15 protein-coding genes and 1 tRNA gene are annotated in these 18,780 nt (G+C 39.7%); 10 read left to right on the top strand and 6 right to left on the bottom strand.

All coding sequences use genetic code 11. The features are described from left to right. Window positions 1-72: 72 nt before the first annotated feature. Window positions 73-1,206 (bottom strand): porin, encoded by a 1,134-nt coding sequence (locus FTT92_RS15245; protein WP_180172532.1) that lies wholly within the window; start codon window positions 1,204-1,206, stop codon window positions 73-75. A 127-nt stretch (window positions 1,207-1,333) separates the two neighbouring features. After that, window positions 1,334-2,620, bottom strand: a complete 1,287-nt coding sequence (locus FTT92_RS15240; protein ID WP_180172531.1) for an MFS transporter — start codon at window positions 2,618-2,620, stop codon at window positions 1,334-1,336. A gap of 168 nt (window positions 2,621-2,788) precedes the next feature. Between FTT92_RS15240 and FTT92_RS15235 the strand changes: the two genes are divergently transcribed. The 5 genes from FTT92_RS15235 to putP all read left to right on the top strand — a co-directional run bounded on the left by FTT92_RS15235 (window position 2,789) and on the right by putP (window position 7,561). After that, entirely contained in the window at window positions 2,789-3,424 is a 636-nt protein-coding gene (locus FTT92_RS15235; RefSeq protein ID WP_180172530.1) for a 1-acyl-sn-glycerol-3-phosphate acyltransferase, read from the top strand. Between the two features lie 61 nt (window positions 3,425-3,485). After that, on the top strand, window positions 3,486-4,409 hold the full coding sequence (locus tag FTT92_RS15230; protein WP_180024072.1) for a patatin-like phospholipase family protein: 924 nt from the start codon (window positions 3,486-3,488) through the stop codon (window positions 4,407-4,409). A gap of 99 nt (window positions 4,410-4,508) precedes the next feature. After that, window positions 4,509-4,988 (top strand): NfeD family protein, encoded by a 480-nt coding sequence (locus tag FTT92_RS15225; RefSeq protein ID WP_180172529.1) that lies wholly within the window; start codon window positions 4,509-4,511, stop codon window positions 4,986-4,988. A gap of 16 nt (window positions 4,989-5,004) precedes the next feature. Further along, a complete protein-coding gene (locus tag FTT92_RS15220; RefSeq protein WP_078189969.1) occupies window positions 5,005-5,859 on the top strand; it encodes an SPFH domain-containing protein in 855 nt (284 codons plus the stop codon). A gap of 211 nt (window positions 5,860-6,070) precedes the next feature. Further along, entirely contained in the window at window positions 6,071-7,561 is a 1,491-nt protein-coding gene (gene putP, locus FTT92_RS15215) for a sodium/proline symporter PutP (RefSeq protein ID WP_180172528.1), read from the top strand. Window positions 7,562-7,757: 196 nt separating this feature from the next. Here putP and FTT92_RS15210 read toward each other — a convergent pair whose 3' ends face one another. From FTT92_RS15210 to prpF, 3 genes are all read right to left on the bottom strand, one after another. After that, window positions 7,758-8,666, bottom strand: coding sequence for a polyprenyl synthetase family protein (locus tag FTT92_RS15210; RefSeq protein WP_078193048.1), 909 nt, complete (start codon window positions 8,664-8,666; stop codon window positions 7,758-7,760). A gap of 130 nt (window positions 8,667-8,796) precedes the next feature. Next, the gene (locus FTT92_RS15205; protein ID WP_180172527.1) at window positions 8,797-9,774 is read right to left on the bottom strand and encodes a GGDEF domain-containing protein; all 978 of its coding nucleotides are present in this window, start codon (window positions 9,772-9,774) and stop codon (window positions 8,797-8,799) included. A 206-nt stretch (window positions 9,775-9,980) separates the two neighbouring features. Beyond that, window positions 9,981-11,171 (bottom strand): 2-methylaconitate cis-trans isomerase PrpF, encoded by a 1,191-nt coding sequence (gene prpF / locus FTT92_RS15200; protein WP_180035516.1) that lies wholly within the window; start codon window positions 11,169-11,171, stop codon window positions 9,981-9,983. Between the two features lie 330 nt (window positions 11,172-11,501). Between prpF and FTT92_RS15195 the strand changes: the two genes are divergently transcribed. From FTT92_RS15195 to FTT92_RS15175, 5 genes are all read left to right on the top strand, one after another. Beyond that, window positions 11,502-12,890 carry an amino acid permease gene (locus FTT92_RS15195; protein WP_111885597.1) on the top strand — a complete coding sequence of 463 codons (1,389 nt, stop codon included), beginning with the start codon at window positions 11,502-11,504 and terminating at the stop codon, window positions 12,888-12,890. A gap of 73 nt (window positions 12,891-12,963) precedes the next feature. After that, window positions 12,964-13,036, top strand: a tRNA-Arg gene (locus FTT92_RS15190). Window positions 13,037-13,578: 542 nt separating this feature from the next. After that, window positions 13,579-14,832, top strand: coding sequence for an OmpP1/FadL family transporter (locus tag FTT92_RS15185; RefSeq protein WP_180035515.1), 1,254 nt, complete (start codon window positions 13,579-13,581; stop codon window positions 14,830-14,832). A 304-nt stretch (window positions 14,833-15,136) separates the two neighbouring features. After that, window positions 15,137-16,309 (top strand): OmpP1/FadL family transporter, encoded by a 1,173-nt coding sequence (locus FTT92_RS15180; RefSeq protein WP_180172526.1) that lies wholly within the window; start codon window positions 15,137-15,139, stop codon window positions 16,307-16,309. A 355-nt stretch (window positions 16,310-16,664) separates the two neighbouring features. Then, complete coding sequence (locus tag FTT92_RS15175) at window positions 16,665-18,056, top strand: OmpP1/FadL family transporter (RefSeq protein ID WP_180172525.1); 1,392 nt, start codon at window positions 16,665-16,667, stop codon at window positions 18,054-18,056. A 73-nt stretch (window positions 18,057-18,129) separates the two neighbouring features. On the opposite strand, the gene thrH is transcribed toward FTT92_RS15175, so the two are convergent. Then, the gene (thrH, locus tag FTT92_RS15170) at window positions 18,130-18,747 is read right to left on the bottom strand and encodes a bifunctional phosphoserine phosphatase/homoserine phosphotransferase ThrH (RefSeq protein ID WP_180085216.1); all 618 of its coding nucleotides are present in this window, start codon (window positions 18,745-18,747) and stop codon (window positions 18,130-18,132) included. Window positions 18,748-18,780 lie beyond the last annotated feature (33 nt).

Here is an 18,780-nt window from a genome sequence, read left to right as displayed (position 1 = left end):
ATCAAAACAAAGCAAGAAAAATCAAAAAAGGCGATGTAAAACATCGCCTTTTGAACAACTTAAATCAAGGTCTTAGAATTTAAATTCTAGACCTGTACCTAAAACAGGTTGTTCGCTTTCATTCGAACCTTGTTCAAGTGCTAAGTAACCTGCATAACCATAAGCTTTCACTTGTTTGCTAAATGCATAATCTGCACCTGCAATGAATTGCTGAGCTTCGAAATCACCATACTCTTTCATATAGGTCGTAGTATTTTGACTATATTGTGCTTTTACTGTCCAAGCTTTTGCAGATGGTAAATTGTATTCTGCGCCGACTAACCAACCTTGAGCATCATCAATATTTGCTGCTTTTGATGAATTCTTAATCGCATCCTCTTCGCTAGAATATGATGATTCTTCAACTTCAGACGTTTGATATAAAGCTTTCAGTGCTAAACCACCTTCAAGATTTACACGACCGATCGCACGAACGGTATTGGCTGCCGCAAAAACTTTCGTACCTGTAACTTCAGGAAGTTGAGCATTTAGGATCCCTATGCCACCAAAATTTGATGGAATGGCTTTGTCATAGGCTAAACCTGCGACAACAACGGGGCTGTCATAAACAACAGAAGCCGACCAAGCATCGCCAAGACCACGACCTGCAGTTTTTACTACACCTTTGTCGCTCTTGATTCCTGAAGATTCGCCTGTTGCAAGCAATGCATTAACTTTAATTGCACCTTCAGCAATTTTAAATGCTGGTGATTCATAGACAACAACGTTATCTACACGGTTTTCACCCGTCATGATGCCTGTAACATCAGCACGGTTACCCACGTAGTTGTTGAATGTATCAACCGGACTAGACAATTGTTTTAATGGTGTATCGTGTGCACCGACTTTCAATGTACCAAGTTTCGCATCTTTCAAACCAACGAAGCGGTTACGCTTAGACCAGTCATCGCCTTCGCCGTCTGAGTTAAATGCCCATTCAATTGCATAAACTGCGCTTAAACGGTCAGTCAGTTTTTCATCGCCCTTTAAACCCAAGAAAGAACTGTTTGAACTGATTTCAACGACATCTTTGTCTGAAACACCCGTTTTATTATCTTCAGGTAAATAATCAACAGACGCATCAATTTCACCGTAGAAGGTTGGTGCTGCAAAGGTTGAGCCAGCCAAAAGGCTCAATGCGATAGCCGCTGCTAACTTAGTTTTCATCAAAAATTTTCCTTAAATTATTTTGTAACAGATATTACACACGCGAAACATATTACAAAATTATTAAAATAATATTTGCATTGCTCTTTTAGTGCTTTAGCTGATAAAAAACAACCAAAATCATGATTTAGAAGTGATTTTGGTCATTTTTTGATGCTTTTCCCCAAAATAGAATCGGGACTAAGCTCAATGCAGCCAAACCTGTGATCCAAAATAAATAAGTGCTATAACCCAACTGATCGGCCACTATGCCACTGATGCTATACAGCCCCCCACTCACCGTAGCCATAATGGCAACCTGAAATGTAAAGTCCGTTGCTGCAAATGCTTTACGACTATATTGCATCACCAAAGTCAGCATGATCACGAGCAGCATGGCTGAAATCATGTCTTCGGCAGCATTGATCCCATAGATCAGCCATTCATGAACTTTCCGTTTTGCCTCGAACTGCAAAGCCAGCCATGCATAGGCCAATAAACTGAATATTTTCAATACCGAATAGAAAACCAAGGCTTGCGCCCGAGAAATATACTTCAAGCTTAGACCAGCAACCCCCGCCCCAATTAAAGCAGCCACAGCACCCAGCATGGTGACATACAGACCAATTTGACTAAAACTCAATCCTAAATCCACCATCAGCGGCTTGAGTAAAGGACCTGCTAGACCATCTGCAAGCTTAAAACTCAATAAGATCATCAGCCATAGTGTGAGGGTTTTGGTTTGGGTAAAATAAGCCAAATACTGGCGAATAGCGTAGAACAAGCCTGAAGTATGCTTATGATTATTATCATTCTCTGGACTAGATTTAATGTTGAGTGGTAGCTTTAAAGGTTCTCGATACATAAAAATAGGAATGGTATTGATGAACACCAATACCGCTAAAAACAGAAAGGTGGCTTGCCAATCCAACCAATCTAAAGCCCAAAGTACAGCGCCACCACCGACAATAAAGCCGAGTCTGGAACCAATCACCTGAAAGGTATTGCCCCAGTGCTGTTGGTCAGTTTTTAAAATATTGACAGCCAATCCATCCGTTGCAACATCTTGAGTTGCACCGACCAAATTCATACTGAGTAAAGCCACAAAAAACAGCAGCAAATACATTGGTTCATTCAAGCTTTGGATCGGCAAAAAGGACAGGAAGACCAAGACCAACACGGACAACAACTGCATTGGAATAATCCAACTCCGATAGTGCCCTTTGGACCTTGAACCATGCCGATCAATCCACGGTGCCCAGAAAACTTTGATCGACCATGGCAGCATGAGTAATCCAAAGCCACCTATATGTGCCAAAGACACACCTTGCGCTCTTAAAATCACTGGTAAAGCATGCGTCATAAAACCGACAGGTAACCCTTGCGCCCAATATAAGGAAAACAGTAAAAGATAGAGCTGACGAAGCTGGATCATAAGTTCCTAAATGTTGAATGCGCTGAAGTTACATTTAGAGTAGTCAAAATACGGCTATTTTGCCAATGATCTAAAAAAATCATCGACCTAAGATAAGGTCAATGCTGATGCCATACTTTTAAATGTGCATCACATCAAAAATGGATTTCACCTATATAAGAATATGCAATGAATCAAAAGACTCAATTATTTCCAGTTTTGCCCGATCAAGTTCCATCACGCGGCTCCCCCCTGAGCCGCGCAATATTTAAAACACTTTTTTTGGCACAAGGATGGAAATTTGACGGCGAATTTCCCAACCTTGCCAAAGCTGTAGCGATCATTTCTCCGCATACTTCTAATATAGATGCATGGCATGGTTTTCTTGCCATGCTTGGAATCGGGATAAAAATCACCATTTTTGGTAAAAACACCCTTTTTGATACTCCCTTAAAACCACTTTTGGATTGGGTCGGCGTGATCCCTGTGCAGCGTGAAAATCCACATGGACTGACACGTGAAATTGCTGAGATTGTCCAAGCGACAGATCAAATTTGGATTGGAATGGCACCTGAGGGAACACGAAAAAAAGCCGATAAAATCCGCAGTGGTTTTTACTATATTGCCTATGAAGCACAGATACCTATTGTGATGTTTAGCTTTGATTATGCAAAGAAAACCATTCATTGCTTGGGTGTTTTTGAACCCAGTGGAGATTTTGAAACTGATCTCGAAAAAATTTTGAAGATTTATGATGGCAAATTTTCCCCGAAAAATCCCGAATGGTTGGCCTTGCCGTTACAAAAGCACTGGAAAAAGCCCTAGTCAAATGGCTATTTTTTTGATGTGATGTGCACTTTGTATATTTAACCATCAGATTTCACCCATGAAACTTTTGCAATACCTGATTCCTAGCCTCTTTGTATTGGCACTCACTGGCTGTGATTCTGCAACCAAAACACCTGCGACCACGACACCTACACCAGCCAAAGCACGTGAACCGGTGATCGCGATTGCGCTCGGTGGCGGCGGTGCCAAAGGTTTTGCACATATTGGTGTGCTTAAAGTGCTCGAATCGCACGGTATTAAACCTAAAATTGTGACTGGGACCAGTGCGGGTAGTTTTGTTGGCAGCTTATATGCCAGCGGTAAAACGCCTTATCAAATGCAGCAATTGGCCCTGAACTTTAAAGAGTCTGATATTCGTGATTTAACCTTAAATAGCCAAGGCATTATTCAAGGGCAAAAACTGCAAGACTTTGTTAATAAAAACGTCGGCAATAAATCGATTGAACAATTTCCAAAACGCTTTGCTGCTGTAGCCACCCGTTTGGATAATGGCAGTAAAACTGAATTTAACCGTGGTAATGCAGGCCAAGCGGTACGTGCATCGTGCAGCATTCCGAATGTATTTGTACCTGCGACTATTGCAGGGGTGAAATATGTCGATGGTGGCTTAGTCAGCCCAATTCCAGTGAAAACCGCACGTGATATGGGTGCAGATATCGTGATTGCGGTGGATATTTCTGCGCGTCCTGATGGTAGCAAAGCCGTAAGCATGTTTGGTTTACTCGATCAAACCATTAATATCATGGGACAACAAAGTATTAATGAAGAACTGAAAAATGCTAATTTCGTGATTCAACCTAAAGTGGGACATATCGGCACACTCGATTTGAAGTCGAGCAATGCGACGATTTTAGAAGGTGAAAAAGCCGCACAGCTCAAAGTGAATAGCATTATTAAGGCGATCGATAACTTTAAACAGTCCCCTGCGGCCTTTAAACCAGCACCAAAAGCGAAAATATAATTCAACGATTTTTTTTATATTCATTGAGTTATACATCTGCTACATTGATATAGATACTGGTTCATCTATATCAATTCACCCTTATATAAGAGTAGATGTATGGAGTTTATTTTAGAACCTTGGCACTGGTTTGTATTGGGCGTCGCTTTGATGCTTTTTGAACTGATTTTGCCGTCTTTTGCTGCGCTATGGTTTGGCGTTTCCGCAATTTTGGTTGGGATCTTATATTGGATCTTTCCATCCATGGACTTTAATGTCCAAATTGTGGTTTGGATTATTTTTGCCGTGCTCTGCACATTTTTGTGGTTCAAATTTATTAAACCTTTATCCATCGATAAAACCAAAGCAGGTCTGTCGCGTGAAGCGACGATTGGCCAAGTGGGTATGGTGATTCAAACCCAGCTCAATCATGGCAGCGTTAAAGTTCGCTTCCCGATACCTGTTTTAGGTTCAGACGAATGGCATTGCCGTACCCAAGATGCACTTCAAGTCGGCGACCGTGTTCGCGTGACCGATATTTTAGGCAATGATTTAGTCGTCCAACTGCACAGCAGCAACCACCCCACTGACAATCCATAAATAAGTGAGAAATGACATGTCTGGTGTTTCTATTGTTTTTTTAGCGCTCTTAGTTTTTGTAGCCGTCACCATTTTTAAAGGTGTCCGTATTGTTCCCCAAGGTTATAAATGGATTGTTCAGCGTTTAGGTAAATACCATACCACGCTCAATCCGGGGCTGAACTTTGTGATTCCGTATGTCGATGAAGTGGCTTATAAAGTGACAACCAAAGATATCGTGTTAGATATTCCCTCTCAGGAAGTGATCACTCGTGACAACGCGGTACTGCTGATGAATGCTGTGGCTTATATCAATTTAACCACACCTGAAAAAGCAGTTTATGGTATTGAAAACTACACATGGGCGATTCAAAACTTAGTTCAAACCTCTTTGCGGTCTATTGTTGGTGAAATGGACCTCGATGATGCACTATCATCGCGTGATCATATTAAGGCTAAACTTAAAGCTGCTATTTCTGATGATATCTCTGACTGGGGTATTACGCTTAAAACTGTAGAAATTCAAGATATTAAACCTTCTCATACCATGCAAGCGGCAATGGAAGAGCAAGCAGCAGCGGAACGTCAACGTCGTGCAACTGTGACCAAGGCAGACGGTGAAAAACAAGCGGCTATTTTAGAAGCGGATGGTCGTTTAGAAGCCTCTCGTCGTGATGCAGAAGCTCAAGTGGTACTGGCAGAATCTTCACAGCGTGCAATTGAAATGGTGAGTTCAGCCGTCGGCGATAAAGAAATTCCAGTTGCTTACTTACTGGGTGAACAATACGTTAAAGCCATGCAAGATATGGCTAAATCTAATAATGCCAAAACTGTGGTTTTACCTGCGGATGTACTGAATACGATTCGTGGTGTGATGGGACGTAATAACTAAATCTTCGCATTAATTAAAATGGGTCGTGATATACGGCCCATTTTTATGCCCAAAACAAAAAAGAAGGCAAAGTTTGTCAATTTATGTTTAAATTTCACGTTATTTTTTTGACGTTTTAGGACTTATCGTTCGATTTCACCTACTTGGCTTAGGCAAATCCCATTGAGTCCCCTAATTAAACGCAATTGTCCAACGCCAAAGCGGATACCGTATGAGCTCCCTGAATCCCACCCTAATTACCTTTCTCTTTTATATTGTCGCCATGGTCGTGATCGGTTTACTTGCATACCGTGCGACCAGTAACTTTTCTGACTACATTTTAGGTGGCCGCCGATTAGGGAGCTTTGTCACTGCCCTTTCTGCAGGTGCATCAGATATGAGTGGTTGGTTGCTCATGGGTCTTCCGGGGGCGATTTACCTTTCAGGTTTATCTGAAATGTGGATTGCAATTGGTCTGATCATTGGTGCTTGGCTCAACTGGTTACTTGTGGCAGGTCGTCTTCGTGTACATACCGAAGTTCAAAATAATGCTTTGACCCTACCTGACTATTTCTCAAATCGTTTTAACGATCAAAAGAAAATCTTACGTATCGTGTCAGCTGTGATTATTTTGATTTTCTTCGCAATTTACTGTGCTTCAGGCATGGTTGCAGGCGCTCGATTATTTGAAAGTATGTTTGGTATGTCGTATAGCACTGCGCTTTGGATCAGTGCCATTGCAACGGTGAGCTATGTGTTTATTGGTGGCTTCCTTGCTGTCAGTTGGACCGATACCATTCAAGCGGGCTTTATGATTTTTGCCTTGCTACTTACCCCTATCGTGGTCATGTTGTCATTCTCTGATTTAAGCCAGTTCACTCTGGCACTAGAAGCGGCACGCCCTCAAGCGATGAATGTATTTGCTGACTTAAGTTTTGTCGCAATCATGTCTTTATTGGCATGGGGCTTAGGCTATTTTGGTCAACCGCATATCTTAGTCCGCTTCATGGCAGCAGATTCTGTTAAATCGATTCCCAATGCACGTCGTATTGGTATGACATGGATGACGCTCTGCCTCGGTGGCGCAGTTGCAGCAGGCTTCTTCGGTATTGCTTATTTCCAACAGCATCCAGAACTGGCAGCTGTCGTTACAGCAAACCCTGAAACGGTCTTTATGGAATTGACTAAAATTCTATTTAACCCATGGGTTGCAGGTATCGTATTGGCTGCGATTTTAGCTGCGATCATGAGTACCCTCAGCTGTCAGCTTTTAGTCTGCTCAAGTACATTAACTGAAGACTTTTATAAATCATTCTTACGCAAAAATGCTTCACAAAAAGAATTGGTTTGGGTCGGCCGTATTATGGTGTTAATGATTGCGTTGCTTGCGATCTATATGGCGGGTAATCCTGACTCTAAAGTCCTTGGTCTCGTCGCATATGCATGGGCAGGCTTTGGTGCTGCATTTGGCCCACTGATTATCATGTCATTGTTCTGGAAACGCATGACACTCAATGGTGCTTTAGCAGGTATGGTGGTTGGTGCTGTTATGGTTATTCTATGGAAAAACCTCTGGGGCGATACAGGCGTTTATGAAATTATACCAGGCTTCATCTGCTCACTCATTGCAATCATCATTGTAAGCTTAATGGGCAAAGCACCATCTGCTGAAGTCACTGAAAAATTTGAAGAAGCAGATCGTATCTATAAAGAAAGTATTTAAGACCAATAGCACTTAAATTTAAGTTCTAAATTTTAATATCTGCAAAAAAGGACGCCTAGCGTCCTTTTTTGTTTTTTATCATGTCATCCATTTAGATATTACTTAGAGGTTTCTTGACTTCTGTTCCAAATGTACTTGATATAAAAAAAGCCCACAACATGTTAAATGTGTGGGCTAATGTCTTTACTACGTCATATTAACTTTGACGTTTTAATAAAAACTGCGTGATCTTGTGTAATTCTGCCGCATCTTCTGCAAAATAATCCAAAGCTTGAAGTGCTTGTGCATGTAATTCTTCTGCATAAGCTTGGGCTTGCTCGAGACCCATTAACGCAGGATATGTGGATTTATCCACTTGTTGATCTTTACCCGCTGTTTTACCCAATGCTTCAGTGTCAGCAATAATATCTAAAATATCATCTTGAACTTGGAACGCTAAACCAATCGCGAGACCAAATTCACGGAGTTTAGGAATGGCTTGATCTGTGCCATTAAATATTGTCACTGCAGCCATCATGATTGCAGCAGAAATTAAAGCACCAGTTTTATTTCGATGAATATTTTCCAGTTCATCCTGACTGACATGCTTGCCTTCCGCTTGTAAGTCTAGAACTTGGCCATTGACCATTTTGGAAGTTGCAGTCGCTAAAATTTGCATTTGCTTTAAGATGATCGGCGCTTCAACGGCTGGGCCTTGATCAAAGAGACGGCTGCCTAAAACTTCAAAAGCCATCGATTGTAAAATATCGCCAGCAAGTAAGGCCGTATCTTCACCAAAAGCCACATGACAGGTTGGTTGACCGCGACGAAGTAAATCATTATCCATACACGGCAAATCATCGTGTGCCAATGAATAACAATGAATAAATTCAATCGCCACAGCAGCACGGCGTACGGCTGCAAAATTGGTATTGGGTTTTAACGCTGCTGTTGCATAACAAAGTGCCGGTCGAACGCGTTTTCCACCCAACATCACAGCATGATACACCGCCCCTTTTAAGGGTTCTGGAATTGAAAATGCATCTAGCGCTGTCAGTAAATCCTGCTGAATACGCTGCTGCGCTTCTGTCAGGGCATGTGTGGAAACGTCTGTTAAAGAAGACACATTCACCTCAAATACTTTAAATATTTAACTGCTTCGTTCATTAGCAAATCGACTGCCAATGTTTTCTGTCAATTTTGACCTGTTGCATCATACTGCTTTCTCAAATCTTTCTCTATGTTACGGCCTAAATCTATGTATTTTTCCCACAGTCTGATGGTTTTTTAAATGTTGTTTCCTCAAATAGCGCCACATTTTGTCCATCATTAAAACAGGTACAATTTTTCGAGCCTTTCTTGGCTTGATATAAAGCATGATCGGCACGTGCCAATGTTTCAAAAAATGACTCTGTTCCATCCCACAAGGCCACTCCGCATGAGATACTCAGTTGTAGAGCTTTATCTGCATAATTCATCGAAGAAGCATAGATTTGCTCACAACATTGTTGTGCAATCGAACATGCAGTCGATATAGCCGTGCGTGGCAAAATCATTGCAAACTCTTCCCCACCCATGCGATATATTTGTGCATCTGCATGTTGACTAATTTGCATCCTTAAAAGCTGCGCACTTTTTCTTAAAACTTCATCGCCAAACGCATGACCGTAGATATCATTGATTTGCTTAAAATTGTCTAAGTCGAGCATCATCAAACAAATTTCATTGGCTTGTTCAACCGCGAAGCTTTTTTGCCACTGAGAAAGATCTAAATCAAATCCACGTCGATTTTTTATCCCTGTCAGATAATCAAAATAAACTTGTTGTTCGAGTTGTTGGTTATGTTTCAACAGTGATAATTCGACTTGCTTTAAATTTGTAATGTCCGCACAGCACAACAGTACATGTTCCAAATCCCCACTTTGTTGAAACTTTGGTTTGAGCGTGAACCAATAATGCCGTTCATTTTCACTATACATAAAGGGTTCAATGCTATCGTTCTCTAAACAGCGTAAATCAAACTCAGAACTTGTGGCTTTGGTTTTTTGCTGCATCACGGACACATGATTCAATACAATCTCTTGTAAGTCTGACTGAAATCGATGTTTAAATATTTGATTGGCGCATATCAGCTCAGCTGTCGCAGAAAATAACGCAGCAGGCATTGGCAACGCTTCTAATACAGCCAATTGTTCAGTAGGTAGATCCGATTTTATTAAGTCTTTTTTAAGCATGGTTTCGCTACTTTTTTCAGGGTAAAGCTACGCAAAATGCTAACAAAATTAATCTGACATAAATCACAGAAACTTTCTAATATTAAATGCAGTTCATATTATATAAAAATATATACCAATTCATGATTTGCTTATTCATATAAAAGATAAAGGCAAAAAAAAGCCCCTGCAAAGCAGAGGCTGATTTCAAATGAGATGTTAAATACTTAATCTAAACTATCCGCAGGAATACGCACCCAGCCTTCCATTAAGACACGCGCACTTCGGCTCATCACGGCTTTTTTAACGACCCACTGACCATTTTCATAAATTGCTTGCGCACCTACACGTAGCGTCCCAGATGGATGTCCAAAACGCACGGCTTCTCGCTCCCCACCACCCGCGGCTAAGTTCACAAGCGTCCCCGGTATCGCCGCAGCTGTACCAATGGCAACTGCCGCTGTGCCCATCATGGCATGATGCAGTTTCCCCATTGATAAGGCACGAACCAATAAGTCCGTATCTTGTTCTGAAATATGTTTAGAACTCGAAGATGTATAGGCTTTCGGCTTTGAAACAAATGCAATCTTTGGGGTATGTTGACGCTGTTCTGCTTCAGCAATATCTGAAATCAAACCCATTTGCTGCGCACCATAAGCACGGATTTTTTCAAAACGGGCCAATGCCTTGGCATCACCATTGATCGCATCTTGCAGTTCAGTGCCGACATAACCAATATCTTCTGCATTTAAGAAAATGGTTGGAATGCCTGCATTAATAAATGTTGCAGGGAAACTGCCTTCATCGGGTACAGTTAAGGTATCGACCAAATTCCCTGTAGGGAACATAGCGCCGCCATCTTCACCATCATCTGCGGGGTCTAAAAATTCAATTTGAACTTCGGCTGCTGGGAAGGTCACACCATCTAGTTCAAAATCACCAGTTTCTTGTACTGCACCATCAGTAATAGGTACATGCGCAATAATGGTTTTTTGAATATTGGCTTGCCAAATACGAACCGTACATAAACCATTTTCAGGAATACGTGATGCCTCAACCAAACCATTTGAAATGGCAAATGCACCAACTGCTGCTGTTAGGTTTCCGCAGTTACCACTCCAGTCGACAAATGCTTTATCAATCGACACTTGTCCAAATAGATAGTCTACATCATGCTCAGGCTGTGAACTTTTTGCCAAAATCACGGTTTTACTGGTACTTGATGTCGCTCCACCCATCCCATCAATTTGTTTACCATAAGGATCTGGACTGCCAATCACACGTAATAAAAGTTGGTCGCGAACTTTTCCAGCTTGTTGTGCTGCAAGCGGCAAATCATCTAGCTTGAAAAATACACCTTTACTAGTACCACCACGCATATAAGTCGCTGGAATCTTAATTTGGGGAGCAAAACTCATTTTTATTGAATCCTTAATCTTTATCATTGTGTTTTGGCAGAGCGTTCTTTTCTGCGCTTTTGCATCATACAATGTTTAATTGAAGTTTTAACAATCACATGACTTAAGTATAAAAAAACAACATTCGATACCTTTTCCATATAAAGGCAAGTATAAGAATTTCAATTAAAATAAAATTAATCTATTGATTCATAAATTTTTAATTCAGCATTTAAAACGAAAAATAGGTTATTAAATATATAAATATTTTTCATAAATTTTGAGCTACTAGGCTATTCATTCTCTATACATTACAATTACCAAAATTAAACCATTCTCGGGAAGAGTAACTTGACTACCAATTCCTCCGAACTCAAGCGTGGCTTAAAGAATCGTCATATTCAATTGATTGCCATGGGTGGTGCAATTGGTACAGGCTTATTCTTGGGCTCAGCGCATGTGATTCAATCTGCTGGACCATCCATTATTCTCGGCTACGCCATTGGCGGTCTGATCGCCTTTCTAATTATGCGTCAGTTGGGTGAAATGATCGTCCATGAACCTGTAGCAGGTTCATTTAGCCATTTTGCATATAAATATTGGGGGAAATTTCCAGGTTTCTTAACAGGTTGGAACTACTGGATTCTCTATATTTTAGTGGCAATGACAGAACTCACTGCTGTTGCGAAATATATTAACTATTGGTGGCCTCATATTCCAGCGTGGGCATCTGTATTGTTCTTCTTCGTGATTATTACCTTAGTAAACTTAGGTAATGTGAAGTTTTATGGTGAATCTGAGTTTTGGCTGTCGATTATTAAAGTCACTGCAGTTATTTCGATGATCGTATTCGGTTTGTATTTGCTACTGACTGCAGATGCTAACTCAACAGCATCATTTACCAACTTATGGAGTCAGGGCGGCTTTTTCCCAAATGGTTTTGAAGGCTTATTCTTCATGCTGGCATTCTTGATGTTCGCCTTCGGTGGTATTGAACTGATTGGTATGGCGGCAGCGGAAGCTGAAAATCCAAAAGAAACTATTCCAAAAGCAATTAACCAAGTTGTATTTCGTATTTTGATTTTCTACGTGGGTTCTTTGACTATTCTATTGTCACTTGTGCCATGGAATCAGCTTGAACTAGGTGGTCTAGACAAAAGTCCATTTGTGATGATCTTTAGCCAACTGGGTATTGATTGGGCTGCACATTTACTGAACTTCATTATCCTAACTGCAGCACTGTCTGTTTATAACAGCGGTATGTATGCCAATAGCCGTATGCTTTACAGCTTGGCGAAGCAAGGTAATGCACCAAAAGTTTTCGCAAAAACTAACAAAAGTGGCGTGCCAATTCCAGCAGTATTACTTTCTGCAGTATTGATTTTCGGCTGTGTACTCTTAAACTACTTCGTACCTGAAGATGCACTTGGTCACTTAATGTATGTTGTTGTTGGTGCGCTTGTCCTGAACTGGGCGATGATTACCATGACTCACTTACAGTTCCGTCGTGCAAAACGTATTTTGAATTTTAAAACCTCATATCCTGCACTTTGGGCACCAGTCAGCAACTACATCGTTCTGATCTTTATTGCTTTAGTTCTATTTATTATGTGGACTCAGGGCTTTATGGAATCAGTTCTGATGATCCCTGTTTGGATTACAGTCATGTTATTAATGTTTAACTATCTTAATCCTAAAGATTTGAGCGACATTGACCCCAATGAAGTTCATAAAGACTAAGTAATTTAAAAAGTTATTGTTTCGGCAATAACTTTTTTTTTAGCTAAAATAGGAGTACATTAGCCTCCGTCTTGCGCTCTTAGCTTAACTGGATAGAGCAGTTGCCTCCTAAGCGACCGACGTGGGTTCGAGTCCCGCAGAGCGCACAATTTTTTGGACACCTCACCTCTCTGATTTTTTCAACTCACATTTATCAATAAAACTAAATTCAGAATTCTTAAATCTAAATTCAAAATTCATATCTAATTTTTTTAACTTAATCTTTGTTTTTACTGATATTACTCTTGAGATTTTGTTTTTAAGAAGAATTGAATAGCACCTTTAGATTCCCTAACCATCTATTTGTCAATGCAAAAAACGACACATGGCGTGGTCTATAAGGCCAAAAAATCAATTTATGACTGCCCATATGAAAATATTTTTCAATTATTTTTAGGTTTAGAAAATAATGCAGTAACTAAAAATATTAAATAATAATCAAAATGTTATATGTATTAATTAGTACATTTACTCTAAATAGTTCGTTTTTCAATCATATTTTTTAATCTAGAGCATTTACTCTTATTTTAATTGTGCTATTTTTGTCACATGGAGTAACAATTAAGCCCAAGAGTATTAAAAAGTTTTCCATAACGAATATTTGCAGTAACCATAAAAATCAAATTCGTATCTCAAGGAATGACGAAGAATGAAATTAAAAACTTTAACTACAGCCATGATTCTTGCTTCAGTTCCAATGACAGGGGCTTTTGCAGCTGCACTAGATCGTTCAGGACAATCTATGTCTGCATTTTTACAACCAGGGAACTATTTTGAAGCAGGTATTTCGGTTTTAGATCCAACAGTAGAAGGTAAAGCTAAAGCTGCATATGGTGGTGGGAATCTATCCGATATGGCGGGTGATTATTATTTCCCAACAGCAGCAATTAAAGTTCAACCTACAAAAAACTTCTCATTCGGTTTGCTTTATGACCAACCTTTTGGAGCTGACGCAGCATATTCAGCAAATGACCCATTAGTAGCTGCTGGAACGGGCTTATTTCATTTAAATGGTGAAAATACTGAAGTTGAAGTAACTACTCAAAACCTTTCTTTCGTTGTTGGCTATCAGCCTGTTGAAAGTATCAATATTTATGGTGGTGCAGTTTATCAAACTGTGAAAGGTGATGTGCAACTTCGTGGTGCAGCTTATGGTTCAGCAAATGGTTTGGGTAAATATAATGCAACAATGAAGGAAGATTCAGCTGTAGGTTGGTTAGCTGGTTTTGCTTATCAAATTCCTGAAATTGCTTTAAAAGCATCGGTTACATACCGTTCTGAAATTGAACATGAAGCATCAACTCGTGAATTTGGCCAAAGTAACATAATGGCGTTAGTTACAAGCAATCCAGCAAACGCCATTTTCGATGAAAATACAACAACAAACATTACTACACCTCAATCCGTAAACCTTGATTTCCAAACAGGTATCATGGCGGATACAGTTGCATTTGCAAATGTGCGTTGGGTAAATTGGAAAGATTTTAGCATCCGCCCAGAAAAATTTGATCAAATTGGCCGCACTTTAGGCGCAGTAGGTCAAACACCAGATAACCCGAATGGTTTTGATTTAGTGTCTTATACTGATGATCAAATTTCAGCAACTGTAGGTGTTGGTCGTAAGTTAAGTGAAAAGTGGGCTGGTAATGTCTCTGTAGGTTACGACACAGGTGCAGGCAACCCAGTTTCTACCCTTGGCCCAACTGAAGGTTATTGGAACGTCGGTTTAGGTTTACAATTTAGCCCTGCACCGAACTACTTCATTGCTGGTGGTGTGAAATACTTAATGCTAGGTGATGCTGATGCACAACCTGCGTCAATGTTTGGCACTAACAACTCAATTGCATCATTTGAAGATAACGATGCATGGGCATACGGTTTAAAAATCGGTTACCGCTTCTAATTCTCGGTATTAGTAGATTGGAAATATATCCAATCTACTATTGTAAAAATAATTTAATTCAAATGTTCATAGATTGAGCATTTGAATTTTTTAAGTTCAAAGATAAACATTAAGTTAAATACTCTATTTTTTTATTTATAAATCATAAACATAAATAACACCTTCTAGAATAATTACTCTAGCATTGCTTATTTTTTAACTTATACAGTTCATTTTTAGAGTAGCAACTCTTATTTACTGTTTTTCTATTTATGTTACTTTCCACACATTGAAATAACATCAAAAGTTACAAACAGGGAAAAGTATGCGCTTAAATCACCTTAGCTACGCAATTTTACTTACCGCTTTACCAACAGCATCATTATTTGCAGCGGGTCTAGATCGTTCAGGTCAGTCTATTTCAGCATTCTTACAACCTGGTAACTACGCAGAAGCTGGCATTTCTATTTTAGACCCAAAAGTAGAAGGTCAAGATTTACTGAAAAATAAAGTTGATGACATGGGTGAAGACTACTACTTCCCTTCAGCAGCAATTAAAGTACAAGCGACTGATAAAATTTCTTTAGGTTTGATCTATGATCAACCGTATGGTGCAGATGCAGCATACGACAGCAATTCACTTTTCTTCAGTTCAAACGACACGGGTACAAGTGTTGAAGTTGATACACAAAACCTAACAGCGTTAATTGGTTACCAACCAACAGAGAACTGGAACTTCTATGCAGGTCCAGTATGGCAAACTGTTGAAGCAGATATCAAACTCCGTGGTTTAGCTTACCAAGGCCTTTCTGGTTATAACATCAAGATTGCTGAAGAAGAAGCATATGGTTGGTTAGCAGGTTTCGCCTACTCTATTCCAGAAATTGCTTTAAAAGCTTCTGTAACGTATCGTTCAGAAATCAAGCACAAAGCAACTGGTGAAGAAACTTATACGCTTTCATCTCCTATGCCTGTTGCTCCTGGTGTTACTCTACCTACAGGTACTACGATCGGTTTAGCTGACGCTCGTGTTGATGCAATTACACCGCAATCTGTAAACGTAGATTTACAAACTGGTATTGCTGCAAACACTTTAGCTTTTGCTAACCTTCGTTGGGTTCATTGGGATCAATTTGCAGTAACACCGCAAGCATTATTCCAACGTTCAGGCGGCAACAATTTAATTGATTATTCTGACGATCAGTACTCAATCACTACAGGTATTTCTCGTAAGTTCAATGATAAATGGGCGGGTACTGCAGCTGTCGGTTATGACTCTGGTGCAGGTAACCCTGTAACAACACTTGGCCCAACTGAAGGCTACTGGAGTGTTGGTTTAGGCGGTCAATACAGCCCTGCTGAGAACTATTTCATTCAAGCTGGTGTGAAATACTTCTGGTTAGGGGACGCGAAAGCGCAAACTGGCGGTACAGTTGTTGGCGAATTCAAAGACAATACTGCACTAGGTTATGGCATGAAAATTGGCTATCGCTTCTAAGAATTAAAAATACCAAAAGCCCCTATATGGGGCTTTTTTTGCATGTGACCCATTTCACATAAAATATTTAGAATTTTATTTATTTTGCTTATTTTTCGAACAATTGATTTTATATCAATAATTTAATGGATATTTATTTTATATATTTAATAACAATAGTTTATCTAAAAATTATTAAAGTATTTATTCTAATTATTTAAAATCAACAGCTTTTTTTTACCCTAAGTTCAAATTTAGAGTCTTTACTCTTTTTTTTATTATGCTATTTTTTGGTGCAAGATATGATTAAAAAAATTACATATCTTTAAATTTTATTAACGCATTGACGCGTTTTTTATACTAGGAAAGTAGAAAAATGAACTTAAAAGCATTAACAAGTGCCATTTTATTTGCCAGCGTACCTACGACCGGGGTATTTGCCGCAGCAATGGATCGCTCTGGGCAGTCAATTTCTGCATTTTTACAACCGGGTAATTATTTTGAAGCAGGGATTTCAGTTTTAGATCCAAACGTCTCAGGTGTAGATATTAAAGGCCAAGCTACAGGTGATATGGCTGAGGACTATTATTTCCCAGCTGCTGCATTAAAAATTCAACTGAATGAGCATTTCTCATTTGGTTTAATTTATGATCAGCCTTTTGGTGCAGAGGCTAAATATAATTCAAATAGCGTCTTTTCAGCAAAATCTACTGATTCTGTCCTAGGTGCACTAGACCACAAAACAGTCGCTCAATTTAACAGTAAGGCCACTGAAGTTACTGGTCAAACTGAAGTGGATGTAAAAACACAAAACCTTTCTCTTTTATTTGGTTTTCAACCTAATGAGAATTGGAATTTTTACGCAGGACCGGTATACCAAACTGTTGAAGGTAAAGTAAGTCTGCGTGGTGAAGCTTACAGCATGATGTCTGGATATGATGCAAATATCAAAGAAGAAGGTGATCTTGGATGGCTAGCGGGTTTTGCATATCAAATTCCTGAAATTGCCTTAAAGGCATCCCTAACATATCGATCTGAAATCGAACATGAAGTAAATGCAACTGAGTCATTCCAATCAATTGATAACTTCACTGGCTTAAGTGCACCAATCTTAAACATTATGCTTGGTCCATTGGGTGCCAAATTACCGAAAGAGCAACGTGATGCTGTAATTGCAGTAAGAAATGCATTAGTTGCATCTAATTCACTTCCAGAAGGTAAAACAAAAGTTACCACGCCACAATCGGTAAATTTAGATTTGCAATCTGGCATCATGGAAAACACTGTTGCCTTCGCAAATGTACGTTGGGTAGATTGGTCTAAATTTGCAATTAAACCTCATGAGTTTGGTATTAAAGCAGATATTTTAGGTTCTTTAGTTGCTGGTTCTAACGGTATCGTTGGCTACACAGATGGTTTTAACTTAGTCGACTATTCTAAGGATCAATGGTCTGTAAATGCAGGCGTTGGCCGTAAATTTAATGATCAATGGGCTGGTACAGTCATGGTCGGTTGGGACTCTGGTGCAGGTAACCCAGTGTCAACTTTAGGCCCAACCGAAGGTTACTGGAGCGCTGGCTTAGGTGGACAATTTAGTCCAACACCTCAATCGTTTATTCAAGCTGGTGTTAAATACTTCTGGTTGGGTGATGCGACTGCACAATCTGGTTCACACTCTGTCCCTGGTAATGAAACAGCTGCAAATGTTGCTAACTTTAAAGACAACGATGCAATCGGTTACAGCTTAAAAATCGGTTACCGTTTCTAAGTTGCTTTAAAAACTTTGGATTAAACAAGAAAGGGCGCTATAAGCGCCCTTTTCTATAACTTACTATTCAGAATTAAGCTGGAATATCCCGAATAGAAGCATTACGAATCGCTTCTTTCAGTGCAGCATAGCCATGAATTGGTGGAAACTGTGGAAATTCAGCAATCACATTGTCAGGCGCATCAAATAAGAAACCCGCATCTGCTTCACCAAGCATCGTCGTATCATTATAAGAATCACCTGCTGCAATTACACGGAAGTTTAACCCATGTAATGCTTGAACGGCTTTACGCTTTTGATCAGGTTGACGAAGCTTATAAGCTGAGATCATACCATTTTCATCAGTTTCTAATTTGTGACAGAAAATCGTTGGCCAACCAAGTTGCTGCATTAATGGATGTGCAAACTCATAGAAAGTATCTGAAAGAATAATTAATTGAAAATGAGTACGTACCCACTCTACAAACTCTTTTGCACCTTCAAATGGCCCCATATCTGCAATTACGTCTTGAATATCGTTTAAACCCAAACCGTGTTGTTTTAGGATATTTAAACGCTGAGTCATCAACACATCGTAATCTGGAATGTCACGAGTCGTTGCTTCAAGTTCTTTAATGCCTGTTTTTTTCGCAAAATTAATCCAAATTTCAGGTACTAAAACCCCTTCTAGATCTAAACAAACGACTTCCATGCACTCTACCCTCTGTTAAGTGAAAAAATTTTT

Source organism: Acinetobacter sp. YH12023 (assembly GCF_013420135.1).
GTDB classification, from domain to species: domain Bacteria; phylum Pseudomonadota; class Gammaproteobacteria; order Pseudomonadales; family Moraxellaceae; genus Acinetobacter; species Acinetobacter amyesii.
Note: the sequence above shows the minus strand (reverse complement) of the source record. Positions and strands in the feature narration are given on the sequence as shown.